This window comes from Flammeovirga aprica JL-4 (assembly GCF_012844305.1).
GTDB classification, from domain to species: Bacteria; Bacteroidota; Bacteroidia; order Cytophagales; family Flammeovirgaceae; genus Flammeovirga; species Flammeovirga aprica.
The window spans coordinates 1-24462 of sequence record NZ_JABANE010000052.1 but is presented as its reverse complement, the minus strand read 5'-3'; the positions used below and the strand labels follow the sequence as shown (position 1 = coordinate 24462).

The window sequence follows — 24462 nt, the reverse complement described above, 5'->3', positions numbered from 1 at the left end:
TAATGGCAAGAAGAAAAAAAAATATAGTTTTAGAAAACGTCAATATCATTGATGTTGGAAGTGAAGGAAAAGCAATTGCAAAAACAGAAGACAATATGACTGTTTTTGTAACAGGTGCTGTGACAGGCGATGTTTGTGACCTTCAAGTGACAAAGAAGAGAAGAGCCTATATGGAGGCGCGTCCTATTCAATTCCATGAATATTCTGATCAAAGAATTGAGCCGTTTTGTGAGCATTTTGGTACTTGCGGAGGATGTAAGTGGCAAATGTTGGATTACAAATGGCAGTTACACTATAAGCAAAAGCAAGTAGTGGATCAATTGTCAAGAATTGGTAAAGTGGAACTTCCTGAAATTACACCAATTTTTGCTTCAGACGAAACTTTTGAATACCGTAACAAAATGGAATTTACCTTTACAGGTAACCGTTGGTTGACGAAAGAGGAAATGGAAGAAAATGCTGAGGGTATTGAACGAAGAGGTGTTGGGCTTCATTTGCCAGGGATGTGGAATAAAATTCTTCACTTGAACAACTGTTATCTTCAAAATAAACCATCTGATGATATCAGAAAATCAGTGTATGACTTTATCGTGAAGAATGATTATACTGTTTATGATCAGAAAGAAGAGGACGGTTTCTTAAGAAATATGGTGATCAGAACGTCTTCAACAGGAGATATTATGGTGATGTTATTGTTCTTTAAAGATGATGAAGAAAAGCGTAACGCACTTTTAGACCATATCAAAGAGCAGTTCCCTGAAATCACATCATTACTTTATGTGATTAATGGTAAGAGGAATGATAGCTACCATGATCTAGATGTAATCACTTACCATGGTTTACCTTACATTGAGGAAGAAATGGAAGGCTTGCGTTTTAGAGTAGGACCAAAGTCATTCTACCAAACGAACTCAAAACAAGCTTACAATTTATATAAAGTAGCCCGAGATTTTGCAGAACTGACAGGTGAGGAAAAAGTATATGACCTTTACACGGGTACAGGTACTATTGCTCAGTTTGTTTCTAAAAAAGCAAAAGAGGTAATTGGTATTGAGTATGTGAAGGATGCCATTAAGGATGCGAAAGTAAATACAGATTTGAATGGTATCGATAACTGTAAATTCTTTGCAGGTGATATGAAAGATATCTTGGTGCCTTCATTTATCAAGAAACATGGAGAGCCTGATGTAATTATCACTGATCCTCCAAGGGCAGGGATGGACGAAAAAGTAGTAGCTCAAATTTTAAAAGTAGCTCCGAAAAGAATCGTTTATATCAGCTGTAATCCAGCTACTCAAGCAAGGGATTTAGCTCTATTAGATGAAAAGTATAAAGTAACGAAGGTCATGCCGGTGGATATGTTCCCTCATACCTACCACGTGGAGAACGTTGTAGCTTTAGAATTAAAATAAATAAGGAAGAGAAGTTTGAAAAAAGCTTCTCTTTTTTGTTTTTAATAAAAATTAAAAGAGTTTATTACTAAATTTGAATTAATATCAATGAATAGGTGTAAGAAATGTAATGCGACTATTCTTTTGGTTTGAATTAGTATATTTTTTACGTAAATTTACGTAGTAATACTTAATAGAACACTTGAACAAACTCGAAAATCAATTTTAATTATCATTTTCTAAAGATTGTGAAGGTCTTCTATAAATGAATACTGCTTCAAAATTGTAATAATTTATTAATATGATTTTGGGCGGAATTCTAGAGTAAGAGTAGGATATTAAATGGTGTGATATCCTATTATAAATAGGTTAAGCGATAAAATATTAAATTTTATTTGTATTTTTGCAGTGCGAAACAGCAGATAAAAGTATTTATCTATCGAATAATCAGTAATATACATATTTACTTATATACATTAAACAAACTTATAAACTACCTTTTACACCACAAAGAGAATTTTTATGAGCAGATATAACGAATACCTCAAGGAAATTGAAGAGAGAAAAGCACAAGGACTTCACCCGAAACCGATCGATGATGCAGAGTTGCTTTCTGAAGTAATTGAACAAATCAAAGACACTGGAAACGAACACCGTGAAGGTTCTCTTAACTTTTTTATTTACAACACATTACCTGGTACTACGAGTGCGGCAGGTGTAAAAGCGAAGTTTTTAAAAGAGATTATTCTTGGAGAAGCAACTGTAGCTGAGATTTCTTCTGAGTTTGCATTTGAGCAATTGTCACACATGAAAGGTGGTCCTTCTATTGAAGTACTTTTAGACCTTGCTTTAGGTACTGACGCTAAGATTGCTGAAGAAGCTTCAAAAGTATTGAAAACACAAGTTTTCTTATATGAAGCAGATATGGAGCGTTTAGAGGTTGCTTTCAAAGAAGGTAATGCTATCGCTAAAGATATCTTAGAAAGCTATGCTAACGCTGAATTCTTCACTAAACTTCCTGAAGTGGATGAAGAAATCAAAATCGTAACGTTTATTGCAGGAACAGGTGATATCTCTACAGATTTACTTTCTCCTGGTGCTGACGCTCACTCAAGATCAGATCGTGAATTACACGGACAATGTATCTTCGAACACAACAAAGAACAACAAGCGGCACTTTCAGCATTAAAAGAACAACACCCTGACAAGCGTGTGATGTTAATTGCTGAAAAAGGTACAATGGGTGTAGGTTCTTCAAGAATGTCAGGTGTAAACAACGTGGCATTATGGACAGGTATCCCTGGTAGCCCATATGTTCCATTTGTAAATATCGCTCCAATTATTGCTGGTACAAACGGTATTTCACCAATCTTCTTAACTACAGTAGGAGTAACGGGTGGTATCGGTATTGACCTTCAAAACTGGGTGAAGAAAAAAGATGCTGATGGAAACACAGTATTAGATGCTGAAGGCGAGCCAGTTTTAGAGCACGCATACTCAGTAGAAACTGGTACGGTACTAACAATCAACACTAAGACTAAAAAATTATACAACGGTGATCAAGAATTAATTGACATCTCAGCTTCATTAACTCCACAAAAAGTAGAGTTTATCAAAGCAGGTGGTTCTTATGCAGTTGTATTTGGTAAGAAATTACAATCTTTCGCGGCGAAAACTTTAGGAGTTGAGGCTCCAGTAGTATTTGCACCATCTAAGGAAATCTCTGTTGATGGTCAAGGTTTAACAGCTGTTGAAAAGATCTTTAATAAAAACGCGGTAGGAACTACTCCAGGTGTTACTTTACACTCAGGTTCAGATGTTCGTGTAGAAGTGAACATTGTTGGTTCTCAAGATACTACTGGTTTGATGACCTCTCAAGAATTAGAGTCAATGGCTGCTACAGTTATTTCTCCAATTGTTGATGGTGCTTATCAATCAGGTTGTCATACTGCCTCTGTTTGGGATAAGAAAGCACAAGCAAACATTCCTAAGTTGATGAAATTCATGAACGACTTCGGTTTGATCACTGCTCGTGACCCTAAACATGTTTACCACTCAATGACAGACGTTATTCATAAAGTATTGAATGACATTACTGTTTCTGATTGGGATATCATCATCGGTGGTGATTCACATACAAGAATGTCAAAAGGTGTTGCTTTTGGTGCCGACTCAGGTACAGTAGCATTAGCTTTGGCAACAGGTGAGGCAACTATGCCAATTCCTGAGTCTGTAAAGGTGACTTTCAAAGGTGAAATGAAGCCTTACATGGACTTCCGTGATGTAGTTCACGCTACACAACAACAAATGTTGAAGCAATTTGGTGGTGATAACGTATTCCAAGGTAGAGTAATTGAAGTACACATTGGTACTTTAACGGCTGACCAAGCGTTTACTTTCACTGACTGGACTGCAGAGATGAAAGCGAAAGCATCGATTTGTATTTCAGAAGATGAGACATTAGTAGAATCATTGGAGATTGCGAAGTCTAGAATCCAGATCATGATTGAGAAGGGTATGGACAACGAGAAAGGAGTGCTTCAAGGATTGATCGATAAAGCGAACAAGAGAATCGAGGAAGTGAAGACAGGTGTTAAACCTCCATTGACTCCAGATGCTGACGCGAAGTACTTTGCTGAAGTTGAAGTGAACCTTGATGAGATTGCTGAGCCAATGATCGCTGACCCTGATGTATACAACGAGGACGTATCGAAGCGTTATACGCACGATACAATCAGACCTCTTTCTTTCTACGGTGGAGACAGACAAGTAGACTTAGGTTTTATCGGTTCTTGTATGGTTCACAAAGGTGATATGAAGATCCTTGCTCAAATGTTGAAAAACATTGAAGAGTTACACGGTAAAGTTGAATTCAAAGCTCCTCTAGTAGTAGCTCCTCCTACATACAACATTGTAGATGAGTTAAAAGCTGAAGGAGACTGGGAAGTACTTCAAAAGTACTCTGGTTTTGAATTTGATGATGAAGCTCCAAAAGGTGCGGCTCGTACAAAGTATGAGAACATGCTTTACTTAGAGCGTCCTGGATGTAACCTTTGTATGGGTAACCAAGAGAAAGCAGAGCCAGGTGATACAGTAATGGCAACTTCAACTCGTTTATTCCAAGGTAGAGTTGTAAAAGATTCTTCTGAGAAGAAAGGGGAGTCATTATTATCTTCTACGCCAGTGGTAGTACTTTCAACTATTTTAGGTAGAACTCCTGATTTAGCTGAGTACCAAGCAGCTGTAAAAGGTATCAACTTAACGAAGTTCAAACCTTCTTCTAAGTTGTTGACTTCATAATTCTAGCATAATAGAAAAAGACAGTAATCATTATCTGATTACTGATTTAAATATTAATCCCGGTGAAAGAAATTGCTCTTTTACCGGGATTTTTTTATAGAATTTAATGGAGAGTTATTAACTTTAATCTTATGCAGTTATACAATCAAAATTGAAAGTTTTAGACTTTCTTTTTTTGACAACTCTGTGTTAGAATTTCATTACGTAGCAATGCTATGCTTTTCAATTCTGCCTTGATTAGTCAAAAAAAATAATAATCTTACTTTTTCCAATTTTAAATGTATTACTGCTTATAAAACGCTTAGTTGTTCTTACAAAAACTAATAACATAGCACTTTAGTAAACTATTAATTATTGACATTTAAAACTTAAAATGAGAAAGCTTATATTTTTCGTCACCCTTTTATTGCCAACGATTGTATTTGCACAAGATAATATTGAAGAAGCTACAAATGCAGCTAAACAGAATGCTCTATTGATAGAGCAATTTTCATTATTGTCGCCGATGAGTATCAATCCTTATACTTCTATTTTTGTAACTTCTCTTTTATCAAAAATGGGATATCATAATGATTTCGTGGCTACAAATCCGTTTTTCGATAACTGGTTTATCTTAGGAACTTTTGGAATATTATTCTTGTTTACGTCAATCATGCGTCCATCTTTAGGTACAAATCAGATAACGGGTATTTTAGTAAAAGTAGATGAATACTTGGAAAGTAAAGCCGCAATTGTTACCAATATTCTTGTGATGGTTTTTCCTATTGTATTAAATGAAAATGCAGGAGCAGATGAAATTGTTTTTCAAGCAAGCTTCTTGTCAGTAAGTTTAAAAACATTAATGATTGTAGTAGTCTCCACTTATGCATTAATTGTTCTACTGACCATCCGTTTCTTTGTGGACACTTTGATTTATCTGTCACCAATTCCATTAGTAGATACAGGTTTACAAATTTTTAAAATTGTATTGTCAATCGCATTAGTTATTATTGGTATCATTAGTCCTACGTTTTCTTTTGTGATTTTAGTCGTGATGCTGGCTGTTTCACTTTTCTTTTATAAGAAAGCCAAACGTCAGCTGAATAAAATGAAATACTTTTTAATTCTTCCTGTAATTAATTTATTTACAAAGAAGAGCATCAGAGATAAAGGTATGAATGACTTGTCTATTCAAGTATTTTTAGGAAAGCCAACGTCTAAATTCTCTAAAAGTAAAATCGTTAGATTGGAGAAGCAAAACGATGAATTCTATTTGGTAAAGGAACGTTTTATTCTTCCAAAAGTCACAGAGAAAATAACATTAGAGGATTTTACCTTGACTCAAAATAGATTTGATACTGCACTTTCAAATTTCGATCAATCTATGGAGTTGTTTCTAAATAGATCTTACCATTCATTTATTGATGAAATCTCTGAGGAATTAAATGTATTACTGGTAAAAGAAGAGGAAGTAGATACCGTAAGTGGCAATAATATATTTAAAAAAGTAAAGAGTTTGTTTAATAAAAAAGACATTACTCAATTGAAAACCATGGCTTAGAGAAAGCTATAAATAATAATGGGCCGAGCTTTTGACTAATTGAAAGTTAGTGTGAGTCTTAATTGATTATTATATAATACCCCCACAGAAGAGAAGGATAAGTTCTCTTTGTGGGGGTGTTGTCTGTTTTTCAGAATAAGAAATCAAAGTTGTTTTGAATATGTTTCAAAAAGGTTCTTATTCTCCTTGGCCTAATGAGAATCCTCTTTTACCATTAAATTCATAAAGGTTTTCTGTTTTTATTATATCATAACCAAGATGATTTAAAACAGATTGAAGGGCAAGGATGTGTTCAAATTCTATCGGTTTATAATCTGGCTCTTCCTTGTTGATTACCGCATTTTGGCTAACAAATCTACATCTCCAATGATCGGTGCAGTAGGTTTGTGATAGACCTTCAGGGTAAACTTTAACACCTCTATTGGTGATCATTTTGAGTTTTAATTGATAGATATCTAGTTTTGAAAGTGCATGTCCCAATTTTTCTGGATCGGATTCTTTCCAGTCAAGAAATACATCAATGCCTACTAATTCTTTAGATTCTTCCTTTCTGTTATAATAAGGAATATTGATGATTCCATTTACAGTCTTATTAAAGCTTGGTTTCAAAATATTTGGCGTTCGACCAAGATTCGAGATGATGATATTTGTGAATTCTTCTGTACTTACTTTTTTTCTGCTTACTTCTTCTCTGTAAATATCTGCAGTGTGGTATCCTTGTTCAATTGTGCAAAGCCAAGCATTTTTAATTTTATCACCAATTTCAGACTGTCCAATATGGGCAAGTAAAGAGATGGCGGCATTTAAGAGTCCTGAAGGGTTGGCAATGTTTTTACCGGCAATGTCAGGGGCTGAACCATGAATTGCTTCAAACATAGCTACTTCTTTACCAATATTGGAAGAACCGCACATTCCGACCGAACCACCAATTTCAGCAACGATATCCGATATAATATCACCGTATAAATTTGAAGTGACAATAACATCATAGTTTTCGGGTTGAGCGGCAAGTTTTGCTGAACCTATATCTATAATTTGAACCTCACTTTCAATTCCTGGGTATTCTTTAGCCACTTCTTTAAAAACACTGTGAAATAAACCATCCGTTATTTTCATGATGTTATCCTTCACCATACAGGTGACTTTCTTTCTATTGTACACTTTAGCGTATTCGAAAGCGTATCTGATGATTCTTTCAGAACCGGGTCTAGTAATAAGTTTTAAGCATTGATATACATCTCGTGTTTGTCTATGTTCAATGCCGGCATATAAGTCTTCCTCATTTTCTCTAATGATTACCAAGTCCATCTTTGGAAAGTGCGTAGGTACAAAAGGGGAGTAGGCTTGTACAGGTCTTACATTGGCAAAAAGGCCGAGAGTTTTTCTTAATGTGACATTAAGACTTTTGTAGCCTTTGCCTTGTGGAGTAGTGATAGGAGCTTTAAGAATGACTTTGTTGTTTTTGATTACATCCCAAGCTTTATCATCTATTCCAGATGTTTGACCTGATAAGTAAGCTTTTTCTCCAACTTCAATAAATTCAGGTTCAATTTCTGCACCAGCCTCTTTTAAAATCTTTAAAGTGGCTTTCATGATTTCGGGCCCAATACCGTCTCCCTCAGCAATTGCAATTTTCACTGGAGTGATAATTTGACCTTCTTCTTTTTTGCTTAATAATTCTAATGTACTCATATGCAATAGGTTTTTGATGGTTACAACGCAAATATGAGTATTTTAATTCATAAATTAATATTTATACTTTTAATGATATACATAAGAAAATGTTATAAATGTGGAATTGACTACATAAAAAAAGCTGCCTTTAAATTGATAAAGGCAGCTTTAAGATTGAAGAGTATAATGACTTAGAAACTTAATTTTAAGCCCATGCTATAGGTGGTTCCGACGCCATAATAAACCTGTGCGGTGGCGGCGGTGTGGTCAAATCCATCCCGAGCATCGGATATATATTTTTCATCAAATATGTTATCGACATTTGCTGTAAACAATGTATTGACATTTCCTATAGTAAATTTATAGCTGAGGTTTAGATCAAACACATTGTAGTCCGGCATTTTCCATGAATCTGTTTTGTCTTCTTTATTACCTCTTGATGTAGGATCAAATTCAGCGTAATTATTTCCAAAGTAATTATAGTCAGCACCTATTTTAAAACCTTTAAACAGTTCATAACTTACTCCTAAAGCCGCAGTAGTTTGTGCAGCGTTACCTACTTTTAATCCAGCGATGTAAACATTAAGTGTGTCAATTGGATTTTGGTTATCATCAAAAACTACAACACCTTCAATGTCATTATCCCAAGTCCAATCACCCAAAGAAGCCATAGCCGTAAGTGTAAGTTTAGGATTAGGTTGGAATCTGGCATCAAACTCAAATCCCATATGAGTAGCATTTACCCCAAGGATATTGGCAAATGAATCATTATCCTGACCTGTTTGATCAGCGGGGATAGTTCTCGTGAAAGCTCTATCCATCCATTTAGTGTAATAGAAATTACCATTCAAGGTCCAGTTAGAATGTCTGTATCCATATCCAACTTCTACAGAAGCAATTTTTTCATTTACAGCATCTTTATTCCCTTCATTTCTGAAGTTCGGGAATACAGTACGGAAGAATGGAGCTCTAGAAAGATAGCCCGCATTTAAGAATACATTATGATGCTCATTGATGTTGTAATTGGCACCACCTTTTAAACTATATCCTAGAAAATTAAAAGCATCAGATTTTTGGTTGCCAGGAGTGTAGTTGAAATAATCATATCTATAATAAGTAGTATTGGATAATGCAGCAGAAACAAAGGCTGCTAATCGATCATTAGAATATTCTAATTGAGCAAAGCCACCTAGCCAATACACTTCTCCGTCATTATTATAACCAACTTTATCTCCTTCAATTGTTCTTTTATTTGGAGCATTGATATCATCATTATTTATGAAAAAGCTACCGCCCAAAAGATCAGTTACTTCTCTGTAATGAAGCCCTTTATAGTAACGTACATCAATACCGCCTAAAAAGGTCAGTTTATCCGAGATTTGATTATCATATACCGAAAGTGCTCCATACCAGTTGTGGTTGTTAATCGAGGCTCTCATAATTGTTTCAGAACCTGTGCCGCCCACAGTGTCACCAGCAACATTTTCTGCTCTTATTCTTTCCCAATCTAATAGACCGTCATTTAATCTATAATCATTATTAAAGACCTTACCTGCACCGAGTGTACCTGTTCCGCCACCTCTACCGATAGAAACATATACAGATGTAGATAAATTAGAATGGTCATTTATTGTCCAATAGTGGTTTAATGAAACCTGAGGTTTATGGTAGAAATTGGTAGCTAAATTATAGACTTGACCATCTAAATAACCCCAGTCAGGATTCGCTCTTGTTTTATAACGGTCATAGAATGCTATTTCTTTTCTAGTGGAACGTTGTCCATGAATTTGTGGAGCACCAAATGCAGTAAATGAAAGTAGGTGATTTTTATTAATTTCTTTTGAAACGTTCAAGAAGTAGGAGTAACCTTCGAACTGAGTGGCGTCAACCCATCCTTGACCAGTAGTTCTTGAACCGGAGAAAGTAACTGCCCAGCCGCTTTCCATTTTACCAGTAGATAGTGTAATACCAATTTTCTCTCTTCCGTTATTACCGATTCCATAATAGATATTACCGCCTTTTTCAGCATCGGTTGTTTTCGTAAGAATATTAATTGTACCACCAATAGAAGGTACCGCTACTTTAGAGGCTCCCAATCCTCTTTGTACTTGCATAGATCGTGTTACGTCTGATAAACCAGCCCAGTTGGACCAATAGACATTACCGTTTTCCATGTCATTCACTGGAACACCATTAATTAAAACGGCTACGTTGACATCACTAAAGCCACGAAGGTTAATACGTGAATCTCCAAAACCACCACCTTGTTTTGTGGCATAAACGCCGGGGGTTGATTTTAGAATTTCAGGAAATTCTTTAGTCCCTAGTTTTTCTTCAATAATCTCAGATTTAACAGTAGATACAGCTACAGGTGTTTTACGATCTACAGCTACGGAGGCTATGACCTCTACTTCTGCTAAACCTATTGCATCTGATCCCATAAACTGATCACCTAGATTTTTTTCTCCCCCATCTAGTACCACATCCTGTTCAATGGTTTGCAGTCCCACAAATGAGATGATTAAAGTAACTGCACCAGTTTTAGATGTTTTAAGAGAGAAGTTACCATCGAAATCAGATGTAGTTCCAATAGTTGTTCCTTTAATTACTACAGATGCACCTATAACTGGTTGGTCAACATCTTGTTCAATAACAGTTCCTTTAATTACAGTAGTTACCTCCTGAGCATAAAGCGAAAGACTTGCTATTATGGATAGAAGCAGCAGTGTAGCCTTTTTCATACGAAATAGTTAATTAAGAATTGAAGAGTAATTTTATAGTTAATTTCTGAAAAATTTCCTCTTTGAAAATTTTAACCTAATATAAAAATTAAAAAGTTGTTCTTCGATAGAAGGGTGTATAGTTTGCAGAATAATAAAGCGATAACATGAAATAATTACATATCAGCTATAATTCTTACTATGCTTTATGTTGTTTTGATGTAAGTATTTGATTATTAATTGTGTAAAAAATATATAAAGTGTAGAATTGAAATAGTTCTTTGTATGTAATGAAATTGTTGTATTGAAATTATTTGTTCTTATAACACGGGAACTCTTAGATGCTCTTCATTTCATAGTTCAATAAAATCTAGTTTTTATGTTTATTTTGGTTGATAGATAGCATGTTGTATGTTGATAGGTTTTTAAAAATTCTTGAACAAAGAAATCCCCTGCATTTCAGATTCGACATTACGAAATGAGATGCAGGGGATAATTATTTTTTAAACGTTTAGCTTATTGGCGAACCCAAGTTGATGAGGAAGCATCATAAACAAAACTTCTAGTTTGGATACTGTGTGCTCCATCATAGAATTTATAAGATACTGAAACCTCTTGATCGGCAATAGCTAACTCCTTATAGTTTTCAGTTAGAATGTGAATGATTTTAGCATCATTTACATTTTCCACTTGAGTACCTTCAGGATATTCACCTGGCTCATCACCCCAACCAAAGTTCATATATTTGTCATCACCAGTTAGAGTGTAATCAGCTTCAGTCAGTGTGATAGCTACAGCTAAAGATACTTTCCATAATCCTTCTCCTTCTACTGAATGCGTGTACTTAAACTTATCCATGCCTTGTGTGTTATGGATCGGAGCAGTTTGATTCCAAGCCTCAGCTTTAGTATAAGTCATAGACTTAATAATAGTACCTAAATCACCACCAGCATAATATTTAAATAAGAATTGAATCTCATCATCAACTTGAGCATAAGGTAATATTAATGCGGCAAATTGAGGTAAATAATTTTCTGGAGCATCAGAAGAACTAAAGTTGTTGTATTTACCAGGAGAACCCATTCGATCGTAATCCTCATCATATAACATGTACATTGCAGGAGTGCCTTCATATAATTCGAATCCATCTTCTTCTTTTTCAAATGTCTTATGAACCGTTGTTAAAGAAATATCTTCTTCTTTCATTCCATCTTCATAAGATTCGAAAACTTTGTAAGATGTTGTGATTACAAAACCAGTAGCTTCATCAGCATAAGCACTTGCTAGGATAGAAGGCATTGCTGAAGCAGCTGCGTCTTCTGATTTAAATCCATAGTAGCAGTTGTTGCTTTCATTGTATTCGAATGATCTTGAAACATCATTAGTTCCATTGTCATAATACTTGTAAGTAACAGTAACTTGATTTGCTACAACTGATTCAGATGCATAATTAGTCTGTAGAATATAGTTGATTTTAGCATCCAAGATGTTGTCTACAGGAGCACCCATAAAATCACCTTCTTTGTTGTCGTAATAACCAAAGTTGTTATAACTGTCATCTCCTGTCAATGCGTAATCCTCAGTAGTAAAAGTAATTGCTGTCAGAGAAGCGTCTAATGTGATTTCAGACCATAACTTTGTTTCATAGCAAACTTCACCTTCGTTAGCCTTATACTCATCGTTAGAAACAAAATGAGGAGCATTGAATGTAGGTTCATCTACTAAAGTACCAACTGAGTAAGTTACTTCTACTAATCTACCGTCAGTATGTTGGTTTGCACTATACTGATCTTTAAGAATTACAGGAATTCCTTCTTGAGCTGAAGCTACTGTAGCAAAAACAGTATCATCTTCAGAGATAATAATTGATTCAGGAATCGCCTGATCATCTCTTTGGTCAGATAAATCTTGCTGTACTGACTTGTTCAAATCCTTATATGGATCACAAGAGAATAGTCCTGCAGCAACAGCTAAAATATATATTAATGATTTTTTCATTTTTTCGATTAATCTAAAGTTGTTGTTGATTAGAATTTCAATTTCATACCTAAGCTCCAAGATCTACCCCAACCGTAGTAAACTCTTGTTGCAGACATAGCACTGTGGTCAGCACCGTCACGAGCATCTGTAATGTATGTAGTATCGAAAATGTTGTCAACGTTACCGTTGATTGAAGCGTCAAGCTTGTTGATTTTAAACTTGTAGCTGATGTTCATATCTACTACAGAGTAATCCTCTAATTTCCAAGGTTGAGCTCTGTCTTCTGAATTAGTACGTTGTCTTGGGTCGAAGTCTGCATAGTTTTCACCGAAGAAGTTGAAGTCAGCACCAATTCTTAAACCTTGGAATAATTCATAGTTAGCACCTAATGCAGCAGTTGTTTGTGCCGAGTTACCTACTTTGATGTCTTTCAAGTAAACATTGATGTATCTTTCAAGGTTGTTGTTGTCATCAAAAACAGGGATGTTTGTTAAATCGTTGTCGTATTTCCAGTCGCCTAAAGATACCATTGCTGTGAATGATAATTTGTGGTTTACGTCATACTTAGCATCAAACTCAATACCTTGGTGAGTTGAATTCAATCCAAGAATGTTAGCACTGCTTTGTTGGCCTACATTTACTCTGAAAGATTGGTCCATCCATTTTGTGTAGTAAACGTTTAAGTTTGCTGTTAATTTAGACGAACGGTAACCATAACCTAGCTCGAAAGAAGCAATTTTCTCATTTTTAGCATCTTTATTTGCATCGTTAGTGTAGTTAGGGAATACAGTGTTGAAGAAAGGAGCTCTTGAGATGTAACCAGAGTTGAAGAATACATTATGGTTGTCAGTCAAGTTGTAGTTCAAGCCACCTTTAGCATTGAAACCTAAGAAATCAATGTTTTCTGACTTTTGATTACCTGGCTCGTATTGGAAGTAGTCGTATCTAATATAAGTTGTATTAGAAATAGCTCCAGAAATGAACGCTGATAATTTGTCTTTAGAATATTCTAATTGACCAAATGCACCTGTCCAGTAAACTTCACCATCGTTGTTGTAACCTACTTTATCTCCTACAATTGCTTTTTTGTTAGGCTCATTGTCATTATCGTTGCTTAAGTAGTAGTTACCACCTAATAAATCTTCGATTTGACGGTAGTGCTCACCATAGTAGTATCTCACATCGATACCTGCTGTCAATGTTAAAGCATCAGTTAACTTATTATCAAAAGTAGAGATAGCACCTAACCAAGTATGATTGTTATTTGATGATCTTAAAACTGTTTCAGAACCTAATCCTAGTTCAGTTCTGTCAATATTTTCTTGTCTGATTTTTTCAAAGTCAATTAGACCGTCTGCTCTTCTGTAATCTGCTCCGTCTTTTGAATTTCCTAAGAAACCAGTACCACCACCAGTACCTGTAGAGTAATAAACTGACGTAGATAAGTTAGATTTCTCACTGATTTTCCAATAGTGATTTAATGACATATGAGGCTTATGGTAGAAGTTAGTGTTCAAGTTGTACTCTTGACCATCTAAATAACCCCAGTCTGGGTTGTATCTTCTTCCATAAAGTTGATAATCAGCAATACCTGCATTGTAACCTGTTCTTTGACCGTGAACCTGAGGAGCACCAAATGCAGTGAATGATAACATGTGGTTAGCATTGATTTCTTTTGAAACATTCAAGAAGTAAGAATATCCCTCAAATGAAGTTGCATCTACATAACCATTACCTGAAGTTCTTGATCCTGCAAAAGTTACAGCAAAACCATTGTCCATTTTACCAGTAGAAAGGTTAACGCTCATTTTTTGTCTGCCATCGTTACCAATGCCATAGTATAATGCACCACCTTTGTCAACGTCTGTAGTTTTTGTGATTACGTTGATTGTACCACCTACTGATGGAACAGCTACTTTAGAAGCTCCTAGACCTCTTTGTACTTGAATAGTACGAGCTACATCAGAAAGACCAGCCCAGTTTGACCAGTATACAGTACCGTTTTCCATATCGTTAACTGGTACACCGTTGATCATTACAGCAACGTTAGTAGAGTTAAAGCCACGAATGTTTACACGAGCATCACCAAATCCACCACCTTGTTTAGTAGCATAGATACCAGGAGTTGATTTTAATATTTCTGGGAATTCTTTTGTTCCTAATTTAGCCTCCAATCGCTCAGGATTAATAGTAGATACTGCTACTGGAGTTTTACGGTCAACTGCAACCGATGCGATTACTTCTACTTCTGATAAACCGATGGCATCAGATTCAAAGTTTAGTTCTCCGAAATTAATTGGAGTTCCGTTAAGAGTAACATCTTTTTCGATAGATGTGAAACCGACAAATGAAATTACAATTGTTTGGTTTCCACTTTTAGAAGTCTTTAATTTAAAGTCTCCATCGAAATCAGAGATTGTACCAGTTGTTGTTCCTTTTAGTACAATTGAAGCACCGATAACTGCTTCACCAGTTGCTCCGTCGATAACTTTACCTTCGATAGTTGTTGAAACCTCTTGTGCGAAAAGAGATAATGAAACTATAAATGATAGAAGTAACATAAACGACTTTTTCATAAAAGAATAAGTTTGTTTAATTAGATAAATAAATTTGAATTAGATTTCGGGGCAAAGCTATATTATATTTTCACAATAATTACCATAAATAATGCAACTTAATTCATGTAAAGCAGCAAGTGATTGAAATACAGATATATAAGACTACTTAATAAACGTTAATTCACTTACGCTTAACATTGGTTTTTGTGAAAATTATGATATTTTAATTCGATTTTAGTGTTTATTATTTTGATTTATAGGTTAATTGCCAAATATTGTTTTGATTTTATCATTAATATCATATTAGTGATAGAAAAATTAACAAAATGAGTAAATATTCATTTATATTCTACTGGATTAATAGGCTTTTAGATTGTTATTTTATCTTGAAGGTTAAAATAGGGGGTGTTTTTATGTGAAATTTAAGGTAAATCAGAATTTTTGATAATTCAGTATTTAGGAAATTTAATCAATTGATAACTAAAATGTTCAATGAGAAGTGTCGGGGAAACAAGAGATTGATAGACTTTTATGTAACACAGTGTAATAGTTGTTGAAGAAAGATCTTTAAAAGTATATAGGTAGAGATCGTTTTTATGAAATTATAGGCTAAACCTTTATTCCAGCTAAAAGCTTCCTGTTTTTCCATGTTGATGATAAAAAAAAGGGTAAAAAATAACCCTCCCAGTTACCGTCGTAACTAGGAGGGACCTATAGCTTATAAAAGACTAATAATTAAGAGATCTTAATTATTATTTGTCTTTCATTTGACTTTTCAAGTTTGCAAGAGCATCTAAATCACCTAATGAAGTAGTTGCCTCTTCGTTTGAAGCAGCAGCAGGCTTACCACCTTTTTTCGCAGCACCACCTTTCTTAGGAGCAGTAGTGTTAGCAGCAGCTTCGTTGTAAACGTGAACGTGAGAAAGGATGATCTTCTTATCATCTTTAGAGAATTCTAAAACTTTGAAGTCTAATGACTCACCAGTTTCAGGATTAGATCCGTCCTCTTTCTTAAGGTTCTTAGAGATTGAGAATCCTTCGATACCGTAAGGTAACTCGATCACACCACCTTTATCTGACTTAGAGATAATAGTACCTTTATGTACAGAATCAGGAGTAAATACTGTTTCGAAGTGTTCCCAAGGGTTCTCTTCTAACTGCTTGTGACCTAACGCTAAACGACGCTCTTCAGGGTTGATTTCAAGAACAACAACATCTAATTTTTCACCTTGTTTGATGAATTCAGATGGGTGCTTGATTTTCTTAGTCCATGAAAGGTCAGAAACGTGTACTAAACCGTCGATACCTTCTTCTAACTCAAGGAATAAACCGAAGTTAGTTAAGTTACGAACAACACCTGAGTGCTTAGTACCTACAGCATACTTCTCTAAAAGATCTTTCTTAGTCCAAGGATCTTCAGTTAATTGCTTGATACCTAATGACATCTTACGCTCGTCACGATCGATAGTTAATACAACTGCTTCGATTTCGTCACCAACTTTGATGAAGTCTTGAGGGTTACGTAAGTGTTGTGACCATGACATTTCAGAAACGTGGATCAGACCTTCAACGCCTGGCATGATTTCTAAGAACGCACCGTAATCAGCAACGTTTACGATTTTACCTTTAACTTTAGCTCCAACTTCAACATCAGCACCAAGAGAATCCCAAGGGTGAGAAGTAAGTTGTTTCATACCTAATGAGATACGCTTCTTATCATCATCAAAGTCAAGTACAACAACGTTAACTTTTTGGTCAAGCTGCAATACTTCCTCTGGATGAGAGATACGTCCCCAAGAGATGTCTGTAATGTGAAGAAGACCATCTACACCACCTAAATCGATGAATACACCGAAGTTTGTCATGTTTTTGATCACACCTTCCAAGATTTGACCTCTTTCTAGGTTGTTCAAGATGCGTTGCTTTTGCTCCTCCAAATCCTTCTCGATAAGGATCTTATGAGAAACTACAACGTTATCGTTAGCGTAGTTAATTTTAACTACTTTCAATTCCATCTTCTTACCTACAAATACGTCGAAGTCACGGATAGGCTTCACATCAATTTGAGAACCTGGCAAGAACGCCTCGATTCCGAAAATATCAGTGATAAGACCACCTTTAGTTCTACGCTTAACAACACCTTCGATAACAACGTCGTTATCAAGAGCATTTTGGATATTCTCCCAAGCGCGAACGATTTTTGCTTTTCTTCTAGAAAGAACAAGTTGACCGTTGTTGTCTTCTTGTTGCTCAACAAATACCTCAACTTCATCACCTACTTTTAGGTCTGGAGTGTCACGGAATTCGTTTGAAGGAACTAAACCATCAGATTTGAAACCGATGTTTAATACTACATCACGGTCAGTAATAGATACTACAGATGCTTTAACAACTTCTTTTTCATTAAGTTGGTTTAATGTACCTTCGTACATTTTAAGCATTTCTTCTTTTTCTGCTGCTGAGTAACCATCGCCGAATGCCGATTGTGAGTTTTCAAACTCGTCCCAGTTGAAGTCTTGTGATTGTTCTGACATAATAATTATGAGCACTGTTTACGCTCTTACGCTAGTGCTATGACGCAAGAGATTTATGATTAAATTATTAATGAAAATCCAGAGCTTGTACGTGGATTAACAACTGTCTTACAGAGCTAGTACGTGTAATTCAGCACGCAAAGGTAGGAAATTAATTTTGTAATCGGAAGAATTGAAGAGGATTAAAGCGTTAAGGAGTAATAATAAAGCAAGAAATATCTAACTTTGGGTATTCATAGACTAATCATAAACATAAAATGAAAGCAAATTATAATTTGGAGTGGCTTCAAAACAAAGTCAACAATGATGAATCTGTAAAATATCTCTTCTTTTGGGGACATACTAAATCAAAAAATCAGGAAGTAGGTAATTTCTGTTTTAGCCAGTGGTTTGAAAGTGACTTTGAAGTGGATGGTATAACTTTTAAATCTACGGAGCATTGGATGATGGCTCAAAAAGCAAAACTATTTAATGATACGGAGATTTATAATCAAATTATCAATTGTAAAAAGCCTGGTGAAGCAAAAGCATTAGGACGGAAAGTGAGGAATTTTGACGAATCTTTATGGAAGCAGTATCGATATGAAATCGTTACCAAGGGGAATATTCATAAATTCACTCAAAATCCAGTGCTAGGTCAATATTTATTAGGTACTCAATCAAGAGTTTTAGTAGAAGCAAGTCCTGTAGATACTATATGGGGTATAGGTTTGACGAAAGACAGCAAGAGTGCAAATGATGTTAATAGCTGGAGAGGATTAAATTTGTTAGGTTTCGCCTTGATGGAAACTAGAGACTTTATTAATGAGGTAGGTTTTGAAACTGAGAAGGTGAAGAAAGCTCTTTCTGAATTCGTTACCTAATAAAGAAGTATTCCATCATCAGCTCACGATTTAAGTCGTGGATTGATGATGGAATGAAAGTCTTAATGTAAACTACAGCCACATTTCAGAACTTTACAACTTTTGAAGCTTCATACATGGGAAAGAGGTGTTATAGCTTTCCTCTTCCCGATAGAATTTTTTAGAACTTGTTAGATTTATTTAATCAAAAAATGAAGCTCTCAAAAAATACTTGTTATTATTGATGATTTATTATGTATAGTGTGAGCGTTGTTATATAAAAGATGTGTAATTTTGGTTTTTTATTTGATGATTTTTTAATGATGAATTAATAGCTAATTAACAGATAATGAAAGTTGTATGAAATATTTCGGTGAATGAATGTTCAGTATAAATAAATTGCAATACAAATGTGTTAATGAAGTTTAATGTAATTGTCGAATATTATAACATTATATACCTTTGTTTATGTAAACTAAATATACTTTAATTGATTGTTGACTGTTTTAGATTCATGTGTTGTTATTATGGATTTAAAAAGTTTTAGTATTAAAGACAAAAGAAATAGGTTGTGTATTGTTGTTGAATATTACAACGTTAAAAGTTCTTTTGGTAACCAGATAAATTGCTATTTAGTAAACTTAATATTTTTCAAACCTTATTAAATGATGTGTTGTTGGTAACTGTTTAATAAAATCAAATTTATATTAACCTTTTAATAAAATTAATTTTCTCTCAAGATGTATGATTATAAAATACATTTTGAAATAGGATAACTATTCAGTTATTCTAATAATGGAGATTTCTAGCTTATTTGAATTCAATATTGGATGTATTGAAGTGAATTGTCGTATCTCAATTACTAGATAATTCATAAAATTAACTGTAACATTTTTTATTTTTAATTATGGATATTACACATATAGACCATATTGGTATTGCTGTAAATAACCTTGAGGAATCAGTCGATTTCTATAAAAACGTTTTGGGGCTGAAATGCATTTCCATGACTACAGTGGAAGATCAATTTGTCAAAGTGGCCATTTTCAAACTAGGAGAAACTAAAATTGAGTTGCTTGAATCTACTAGTGAGAATGGGGCAATTCAGAAATTTATTAATCGGAAAGGAGAAGGGATTCATCATATAGCTTATGGAGTGAACAACATAGAAAAGAGTTTAGATGATGCTGTCTCAAAAAATATTTCTTTGATTGATAAAGAACCAAGAACTGGAGCTGAAGGTGGGAAAATTGCATTTTTACACCCTAAAAGCTCATTTGGAGTACTTACGGAACTATGCGAACATAAATAATTATTTCGATTTATTTTTAACTACTGTTTGAGGAATCATTTATTCCGTTCAATTTATTTAACTACACTAAATTTTAGTATTGGATTTTTTACAAAATCTAATACAAAACTGATATGGCTACAAATTTAGAAAAATTAGAAGATCTTGTTGAGAAGAGATCTGAAGCATTACAAGGAGGTGGGGAGAAGCGCCTAAGTAAGCAATACCAGCAAGGCAAACTTACCGCTCGTGACAGAATTGATTTATTATTAGATAAAGGAAGTTTTGAGGAGTATGACATGTTCGTTATACATAGATTAAAAGATTTTGGTATGGAAGATCATAGCTTCTATACAGATGGAGTTGTAACAGGGCATGGAACCATTGATGGTAGAGTTGTATATGTATTTTCTCAAGATTTTACGATTTTCGGAGGCTCGCTCTCAGAAACATTTGCAAAGAAAATTTGTAAAGTGATGGACATGGCCATGAAAGTAGGGGCACCAATTATAGGTTTAAATGACTCTGGAGGAGCTCGTATACAAGAAGGAGTTATGTCCCTTAGCGGTTATGCAGAAATCTTCCAGCGTAATATTATGGCCTCAGGAGTTGTTCCCCAGCTCTCAGCTATTTTAGGGCCTTGTGCAGGTGGTGCAGTTTATTCTCCTGCTTTGACTGATTTTATTTTAATGTCTGATAAAACATCCTACATGTTTGTCACAGGACCCAAAGTAGTAAAGTCAGTAACTGGTGAAATAATCACACCTGAAAACTTAGGTGGTGCTAACGTACATAATTCTAAATCAGGAGTTTCTCATTTGATGGGAGACAACGATCAAGATACAATTAAGTACTTGAGGAAGTTAATAAGTTATATGCCCTCTAATTATATGGAGGCTCCTCCAATTGTGGAAACAACAGACACTATTGATAGAATAGAAGAAAAGCTTAATACGATAATCCCAGAAGATCCCAAAAAGCCCTATTCTATGAAAGAGGTAATTAACTTGATCGTAGATAAAGGTTCTTTCTTGGAGATTCATAAAGATTATGCAAAGAATATAATTATTGGTTTTTCAAGATTTAATGGAAGGTCAGTAGGTATTGTGGCAAATAATCCATCTTATATAGCAGGTGTTTTGGATATTGAAGCTTCAAAAAAGGCGGCTCGATTTGTACGCTTTTGTGATGCGTTTAACATTCCGCTAGTTACTTTGGTTGATGTGCCAGGTTTCTTGCCAGGGTCAGGACAGGAATACGGTGGAATCATATTTCATGGTGCAAAATTACTTTTTGCATATGGTGAGGCTACTGTTCCAAAAGTGACTGTGACATTGAGAAAATCATATGGTGGAGCTCATATTGTGATGAGTGGAAAACAATTAAGAGGTGATGTAAATTATGCTTGGCCATCAGCAGAAATTGCTGTAATGGGAGCCAAAGGAGCTGTAGAAGTTTTAGAAGGGAGGTCATTAAGTAAAATTACAGATAAAGAAGTTCGTCAAAAAGAGATTGTAAAAAAAGAAAATGAATATACAAAGAGGTTTGCTAATCCTTATCAAGCAGCAAGTCATGGTTTTGTAGATGATATTATTGAACCTAGAAGTACAAGGTTTAGAATATGTAGAAGTTTAGAAATGCTATCAAATAAAAAAGAAAAAAACCCAGGAAAAAAACACTCTAATATCCCACTTTAAATTATGGAATTTTTTTTAAACACTATGTTGGATCAAGGTGTAACAATGTCCTTTGTTGGATGTTCGTTAGTCTTTGCATCGCTCATTGCTTTCTTCTTTTTATTTACTTTCATGATACCTTGTTTCATGGAGCTAATAAAAAATATCAAGAAATCTTACTATGATATTATTAATGAAGAAAGCCCCGAACAAAAAGAAAGTGAAATTAAAGCGGCAATAATGGTTGCTTTATTTCAATTGAAGAAAGAACCTCATATTGAAGAGGATATGATTATAACTATTAAAAGAAATAACTCTCAGTGGGGAGTTAAGGGTTATTACAACTAAAAACTGAAAACAATGAAGCAATTAAAATGTAAAATCAATGGAAACCAATATAATGTCAACTTACTTAGTATGACTAGAGAATCTGCTGAAGTTGAGGTAAATGGAGCATTTTATTCGGTGGAGTTATTTGATGAAGATGAAAAAAAGAAACCTACAATACAAAAAGTTCCTAACCGGAATACAAACATTATAGAAAATTCACCAAAACCTGTCAGTAATAATGGAATAATTAAAGCTCCGTTACCAGGTACTTTGGTTGATATCAATGTAAGTGTTGGAGATCAAGTGAAGAAGGATGATGTAGTATTTATTCTGGAAGCAATGAAAATGGAGAATAATATTCTTGCGGGCAGTACGGGTACTGTGAAAAATGTTAATGTTGTAGCCGGACAATCTGTTTTAGAAGGTGAGATCTTAATGGAAATTACTTAAAGAATTAATCCTAATCTCTTCAATTTGTTTTACTCTTTTATATAAATGGCTTGTTAAAAAGCCGCTAAACTACTATCCCTTTTCTACTTAGATGATATGGCACTTATAGATGTACAAGAACTTTTTTTTGAAAGTATACATACACTGGCAAATAAGATGGAGTTTTATGAAACACCTCTACCATTTTTATTAATGATAGGTGTGGGTGCTTTATTGATTATTTTAGCTTTAAAATACAACTATGAGCCTCTTTTCATTATTTCCATTGGAGCAGGAATGATATTAGGGAATAACCCTTATTTGCCGGATAATCAGATTGGAATTAATGGTGATGGAGCAATACTTAATTTTCTATATATGGGTATAGAGAATGGGATTTACTCTTCACTCATTTTTTTAGGTTTTGGACTGATGACTGATTTTACATCACTGATTTCTAATCCAAAATTAATCCTTCTTGGTTCTGCAACACAAATAGGTGTCTTTTTAGCATTTATGAGTGCCTTATTATTAGGTTTTAATTTAGAGGAAGCTTCTACAATAGGATTAATTGGAGGGGCAGATGGCTTAACAGCAATTTTTCTTGCTGGTAAATTAGCACCACATTTATTAGGACCAGTTGCGATTGCAGCTTATTCTTATATGGCTTTAGTTCCTGTCATCTTACCTTCTTTAATGAGATTTATGACCACAAAAGAAGAGAGATGTATCATAATGAAACCGGAAAGAGAAGTATCTAGATCAGAAAAAATATTATTTCCTTTAGTAGGGTTGTTGTTTTCAAACCTAATAGCTCCCCATTCGATGGCATTGCTAGGTTTATTTTTCTTTGGAAATATTTTAAATGTATCTGGGAAAATTGAAAAGGTAACAACTAAAATCAAAACAAGCCTTGTTGATATTATAACAGTTATACTCGGTTTAACAGTAGGTTTATCTACTCAAGCGAATGAGTTTTTTACATTATTTAGTGTGAAAATTTTCTTAATAGGTATTTACTCTTTTGTTTTCGCAACGATCTCAGGTTTGTCTTTAGCTAAAATCATGAATTTTTTACTTAAAGGGAAAAATAGGATAAATCCATTATTAGGAGCTTCTGCTGTACCAGTAGTACCTAATTCAGCAAATATTGTTCAGAAAGAAGCATTTAAGGAGAACCCAGATAATGTCATTCTTTCAAAAGCAATAGCAGCCAATGTCTCTGGTTTAATAGGATCAGCATTAATAGCAGGTATATTTTTGAGTTTCTTCAAATAGATATTTTTTTACTAGAATTATTTTGAGGGTCAGTTTTAATGTTAGGCTGGCCCTTCACTTAAGAAATTAACTTCAAGCAAATGTCAGAAAAATTATTTTCAGCTTTTAAATCAGCCAGCAAAAAAGCTTGGAAAGACAAAGTCATTCAAGATTTAAAAGGAGGGGACTTTGATCACAAACTAATTTGGAATACAGAAAATGAAATGAAAATATCTCCTTATTTTAATAGAGAAGATAGGGAGTATGAAAATGAAAAAATTAATGAACTAAAACACCTTTTACCACACTCCGAAAATGAAGGTTTAAATTGGCAAAACTTTCAGGATGTAGTAGGTGGAAATTCAAAAGAAGCGAATGAAAATGCTTTGTATTTACTCGAAAGAGGAGTAGAAGGTATAGTTTTTAATATTGGAGAAATTGAAAATCCAAATTTAGATTTACTTTTTGAAGGTATTAACCTTGAAATGATATGGATAGGTTTTAAAAATGTCTTAAACCCTCAAATATTAGTTGACAGTTTAATAGAATATGTAATAAAAAGCGAATTTTCTTTAAGTCAGATAAGAGGTTTTATTAATTATGATCCTCTTTCGCAGTGGACAATTAATGGTGAAATAGAAGAAACTAGTTTTCAAAAATTAGCTGACCTAATATCCCTCACTGGTGATATGCCCATGTTTAAGGTGATGAGCATTAGTTCATTATCTTTTGTGAACTCAGGGGCAAATCATATCCAAGAAGTGGCTTTTACTCTAAATGGATTAGTAGAGTATATTGAGCAATTAGCAAAATATGATTTGACTCCGAATGAGATCCTTCCGAATGTTATTTTTCAAATGGGGATATGTGGTGACTACTTCCACGAAATCGCTAAATTCAGAGCATTTAGATTATTAGTTTTAGAAATCGCTAAACTTTA

Annotated in this window: 15 protein-coding genes; 10 read left to right on the top strand and 5 right to left on the bottom strand. The window is 34.4% G+C overall.

The genetic code is table 11. From position 1 onward, the window contains the following. Window positions 1-2 precede the first annotated feature (2 nt). The 3 genes from rlmD (at window position 3) to HHU12_RS18380 (ending at window position 6231) form a co-directional block, all read left to right on the top strand. Window positions 3-1412, top strand: a complete 1410-nt coding sequence (gene rlmD / locus HHU12_RS18390; RefSeq protein ID WP_169658199.1) for a 23S rRNA (uracil(1939)-C(5))-methyltransferase RlmD — start codon at window positions 3-5, stop codon at window positions 1410-1412. Window positions 1413-1913: 501 nt separating this feature from the next. Further along, window positions 1914-4691 carry a bifunctional aconitate hydratase 2/2-methylisocitrate dehydratase gene (locus HHU12_RS18385; protein WP_169658198.1) on the top strand — a complete coding sequence of 926 codons (2778 nt, stop codon included), beginning with the start codon at window positions 1914-1916 and terminating at the stop codon, window positions 4689-4691. A gap of 373 nt (window positions 4692-5064) precedes the next feature. After that, entirely contained in the window at window positions 5065-6231 is a 1167-nt protein-coding gene (locus tag HHU12_RS18380; RefSeq protein ID WP_169658197.1) for a hypothetical protein, read from the top strand. A 177-nt stretch (window positions 6232-6408) separates the two neighbouring features. Here HHU12_RS18380 and HHU12_RS18375 read toward each other — a convergent pair whose 3' ends face one another. The 5 genes from HHU12_RS18375 to rpsA all read right to left on the bottom strand — a co-directional run bounded on the left by HHU12_RS18375 (window position 6409) and on the right by rpsA (window position 17697). Next, window positions 6409-7923 (bottom strand): NADP-dependent isocitrate dehydrogenase, encoded by a 1515-nt coding sequence (locus HHU12_RS18375; RefSeq protein ID WP_169658196.1) that lies wholly within the window; start codon window positions 7921-7923, stop codon window positions 6409-6411. A gap of 173 nt (window positions 7924-8096) precedes the next feature. Next, complete coding sequence (locus HHU12_RS18370; protein WP_169658195.1) at window positions 8097-10646, bottom strand: TonB-dependent receptor; 2550 nt, start codon at window positions 10644-10646, stop codon at window positions 8097-8099. Window positions 10647-11141: 495 nt separating this feature from the next. Next, window positions 11142-12623 (bottom strand): hypothetical protein, encoded by a 1482-nt coding sequence (locus HHU12_RS18365; protein ID WP_169658194.1) that lies wholly within the window; start codon window positions 12621-12623, stop codon window positions 11142-11144. A 29-nt stretch (window positions 12624-12652) separates the two neighbouring features. Then, entirely contained in the window at window positions 12653-15181 is a 2529-nt protein-coding gene (locus HHU12_RS18360) for a TonB-dependent receptor (protein WP_169658193.1), read from the bottom strand. A 734-nt stretch (window positions 15182-15915) separates the two neighbouring features. Then, window positions 15916-17697 (bottom strand): 30S ribosomal protein S1, encoded by a 1782-nt coding sequence (rpsA, locus tag HHU12_RS18355; protein WP_169658192.1) that lies wholly within the window; start codon window positions 17695-17697, stop codon window positions 15916-15918. Between the two features lie 257 nt (window positions 17698-17954). Between rpsA and HHU12_RS18350 the strand changes: the two genes are divergently transcribed. The 7 genes from HHU12_RS18350 to HHU12_RS18320 form a co-directional block, all read left to right on the top strand. After that, entirely contained in the window at window positions 17955-18560 is a 606-nt protein-coding gene (locus HHU12_RS18350) for an NADAR family protein (protein ID WP_169658191.1), read from the top strand. Between the two features lie 886 nt (window positions 18561-19446). Continuing rightward, on the top strand, window positions 19447-19851 hold the full coding sequence (gene mce, locus HHU12_RS18345) for a methylmalonyl-CoA epimerase (protein ID WP_169658190.1): 405 nt from the start codon (window positions 19447-19449) through the stop codon (window positions 19849-19851). A gap of 113 nt (window positions 19852-19964) precedes the next feature. After that, on the top strand, window positions 19965-21527 hold the full coding sequence (locus HHU12_RS18340; RefSeq protein WP_169658189.1) for an acyl-CoA carboxylase subunit beta: 1563 nt from the start codon (window positions 19965-19967) through the stop codon (window positions 21525-21527). 3 nt (window positions 21528-21530) lie between these two features. Next, window positions 21531-21854, top strand: a complete 324-nt coding sequence (locus HHU12_RS18335) for a hypothetical protein (RefSeq protein ID WP_169658188.1) — start codon at window positions 21531-21533, stop codon at window positions 21852-21854. A 12-nt stretch (window positions 21855-21866) separates the two neighbouring features. Continuing rightward, window positions 21867-22286, top strand: coding sequence for a biotin/lipoyl-containing protein (locus HHU12_RS18330; RefSeq protein ID WP_169658187.1), 420 nt, complete (start codon window positions 21867-21869; stop codon window positions 22284-22286). 96 nt (window positions 22287-22382) lie between these two features. Beyond that, window positions 22383-23543: a sodium ion-translocating decarboxylase subunit beta gene (locus HHU12_RS18325; RefSeq protein ID WP_240971022.1), complete on the top strand. Its 1161-nt coding sequence runs from the start codon at window positions 22383-22385 to the stop codon at window positions 23541-23543. 80 nt (window positions 23544-23623) lie between these two features. Continuing rightward, window positions 23624-24462: methylmalonyl-CoA mutase family protein (locus tag HHU12_RS18320; RefSeq protein WP_169658186.1), on the top strand; the 839-nt coding region annotated here is incomplete at its 3' end.

Coding starts and splice junctions, on each gene's coding strand:
- rlmD (WP_169658199.1), top strand. CDS start 3: ATGGCAAGAAGAAAAAAAAATATAGTTTTAGAAAACGTCAATATCATT.
- HHU12_RS18385 (WP_169658198.1), top strand. CDS start 1,914: ATGAGCAGATATAACGAATACCTCAAGGAAATTGAAGAGAGAAAAGCA.
- HHU12_RS18380 (WP_169658197.1), top strand. CDS start 5,065: ATGAGAAAGCTTATATTTTTCGTCACCCTTTTATTGCCAACGATTGTA.
- HHU12_RS18375 (WP_169658196.1), bottom strand. CDS start 7,923: ATGAGTACATTAGAATTATTAAGCAAAAAAGAAGAAGGTCAAATTATC.
- HHU12_RS18370 (WP_169658195.1), bottom strand. CDS start 10,646: ATGAAAAAGGCTACACTGCTGCTTCTATCCATAATAGCAAGTCTTTCG.
- HHU12_RS18365 (WP_169658194.1), bottom strand. CDS start 12,623: ATGAAAAAATCATTAATATATATTTTAGCTGTTGCTGCAGGACTATTC.
- HHU12_RS18360 (WP_169658193.1), bottom strand. CDS start 15,181: ATGAAAAAGTCGTTTATGTTACTTCTATCATTTATAGTTTCATTATCT.
- rpsA (WP_169658192.1), bottom strand. CDS start 17,697: ATGTCAGAACAATCACAAGACTTCAACTGGGACGAGTTTGAAAACTCA.
- HHU12_RS18350 (WP_169658191.1), top strand. CDS start 17,955: ATGAAAGCAAATTATAATTTGGAGTGGCTTCAAAACAAAGTCAACAAT.
- mce (WP_169658190.1), top strand. CDS start 19,447: ATGGATATTACACATATAGACCATATTGGTATTGCTGTAAATAACCTT.
- HHU12_RS18340 (WP_169658189.1), top strand. CDS start 19,965: ATGGCTACAAATTTAGAAAAATTAGAAGATCTTGTTGAGAAGAGATCT.
- HHU12_RS18335 (WP_169658188.1), top strand. CDS start 21,531: ATGGAATTTTTTTTAAACACTATGTTGGATCAAGGTGTAACAATGTCC.
- HHU12_RS18330 (WP_169658187.1), top strand. CDS start 21,867: ATGAAGCAATTAAAATGTAAAATCAATGGAAACCAATATAATGTCAAC.
- HHU12_RS18325 (WP_240971022.1), top strand. CDS start 22,383: ATGGCACTTATAGATGTACAAGAACTTTTTTTTGAAAGTATACATACA.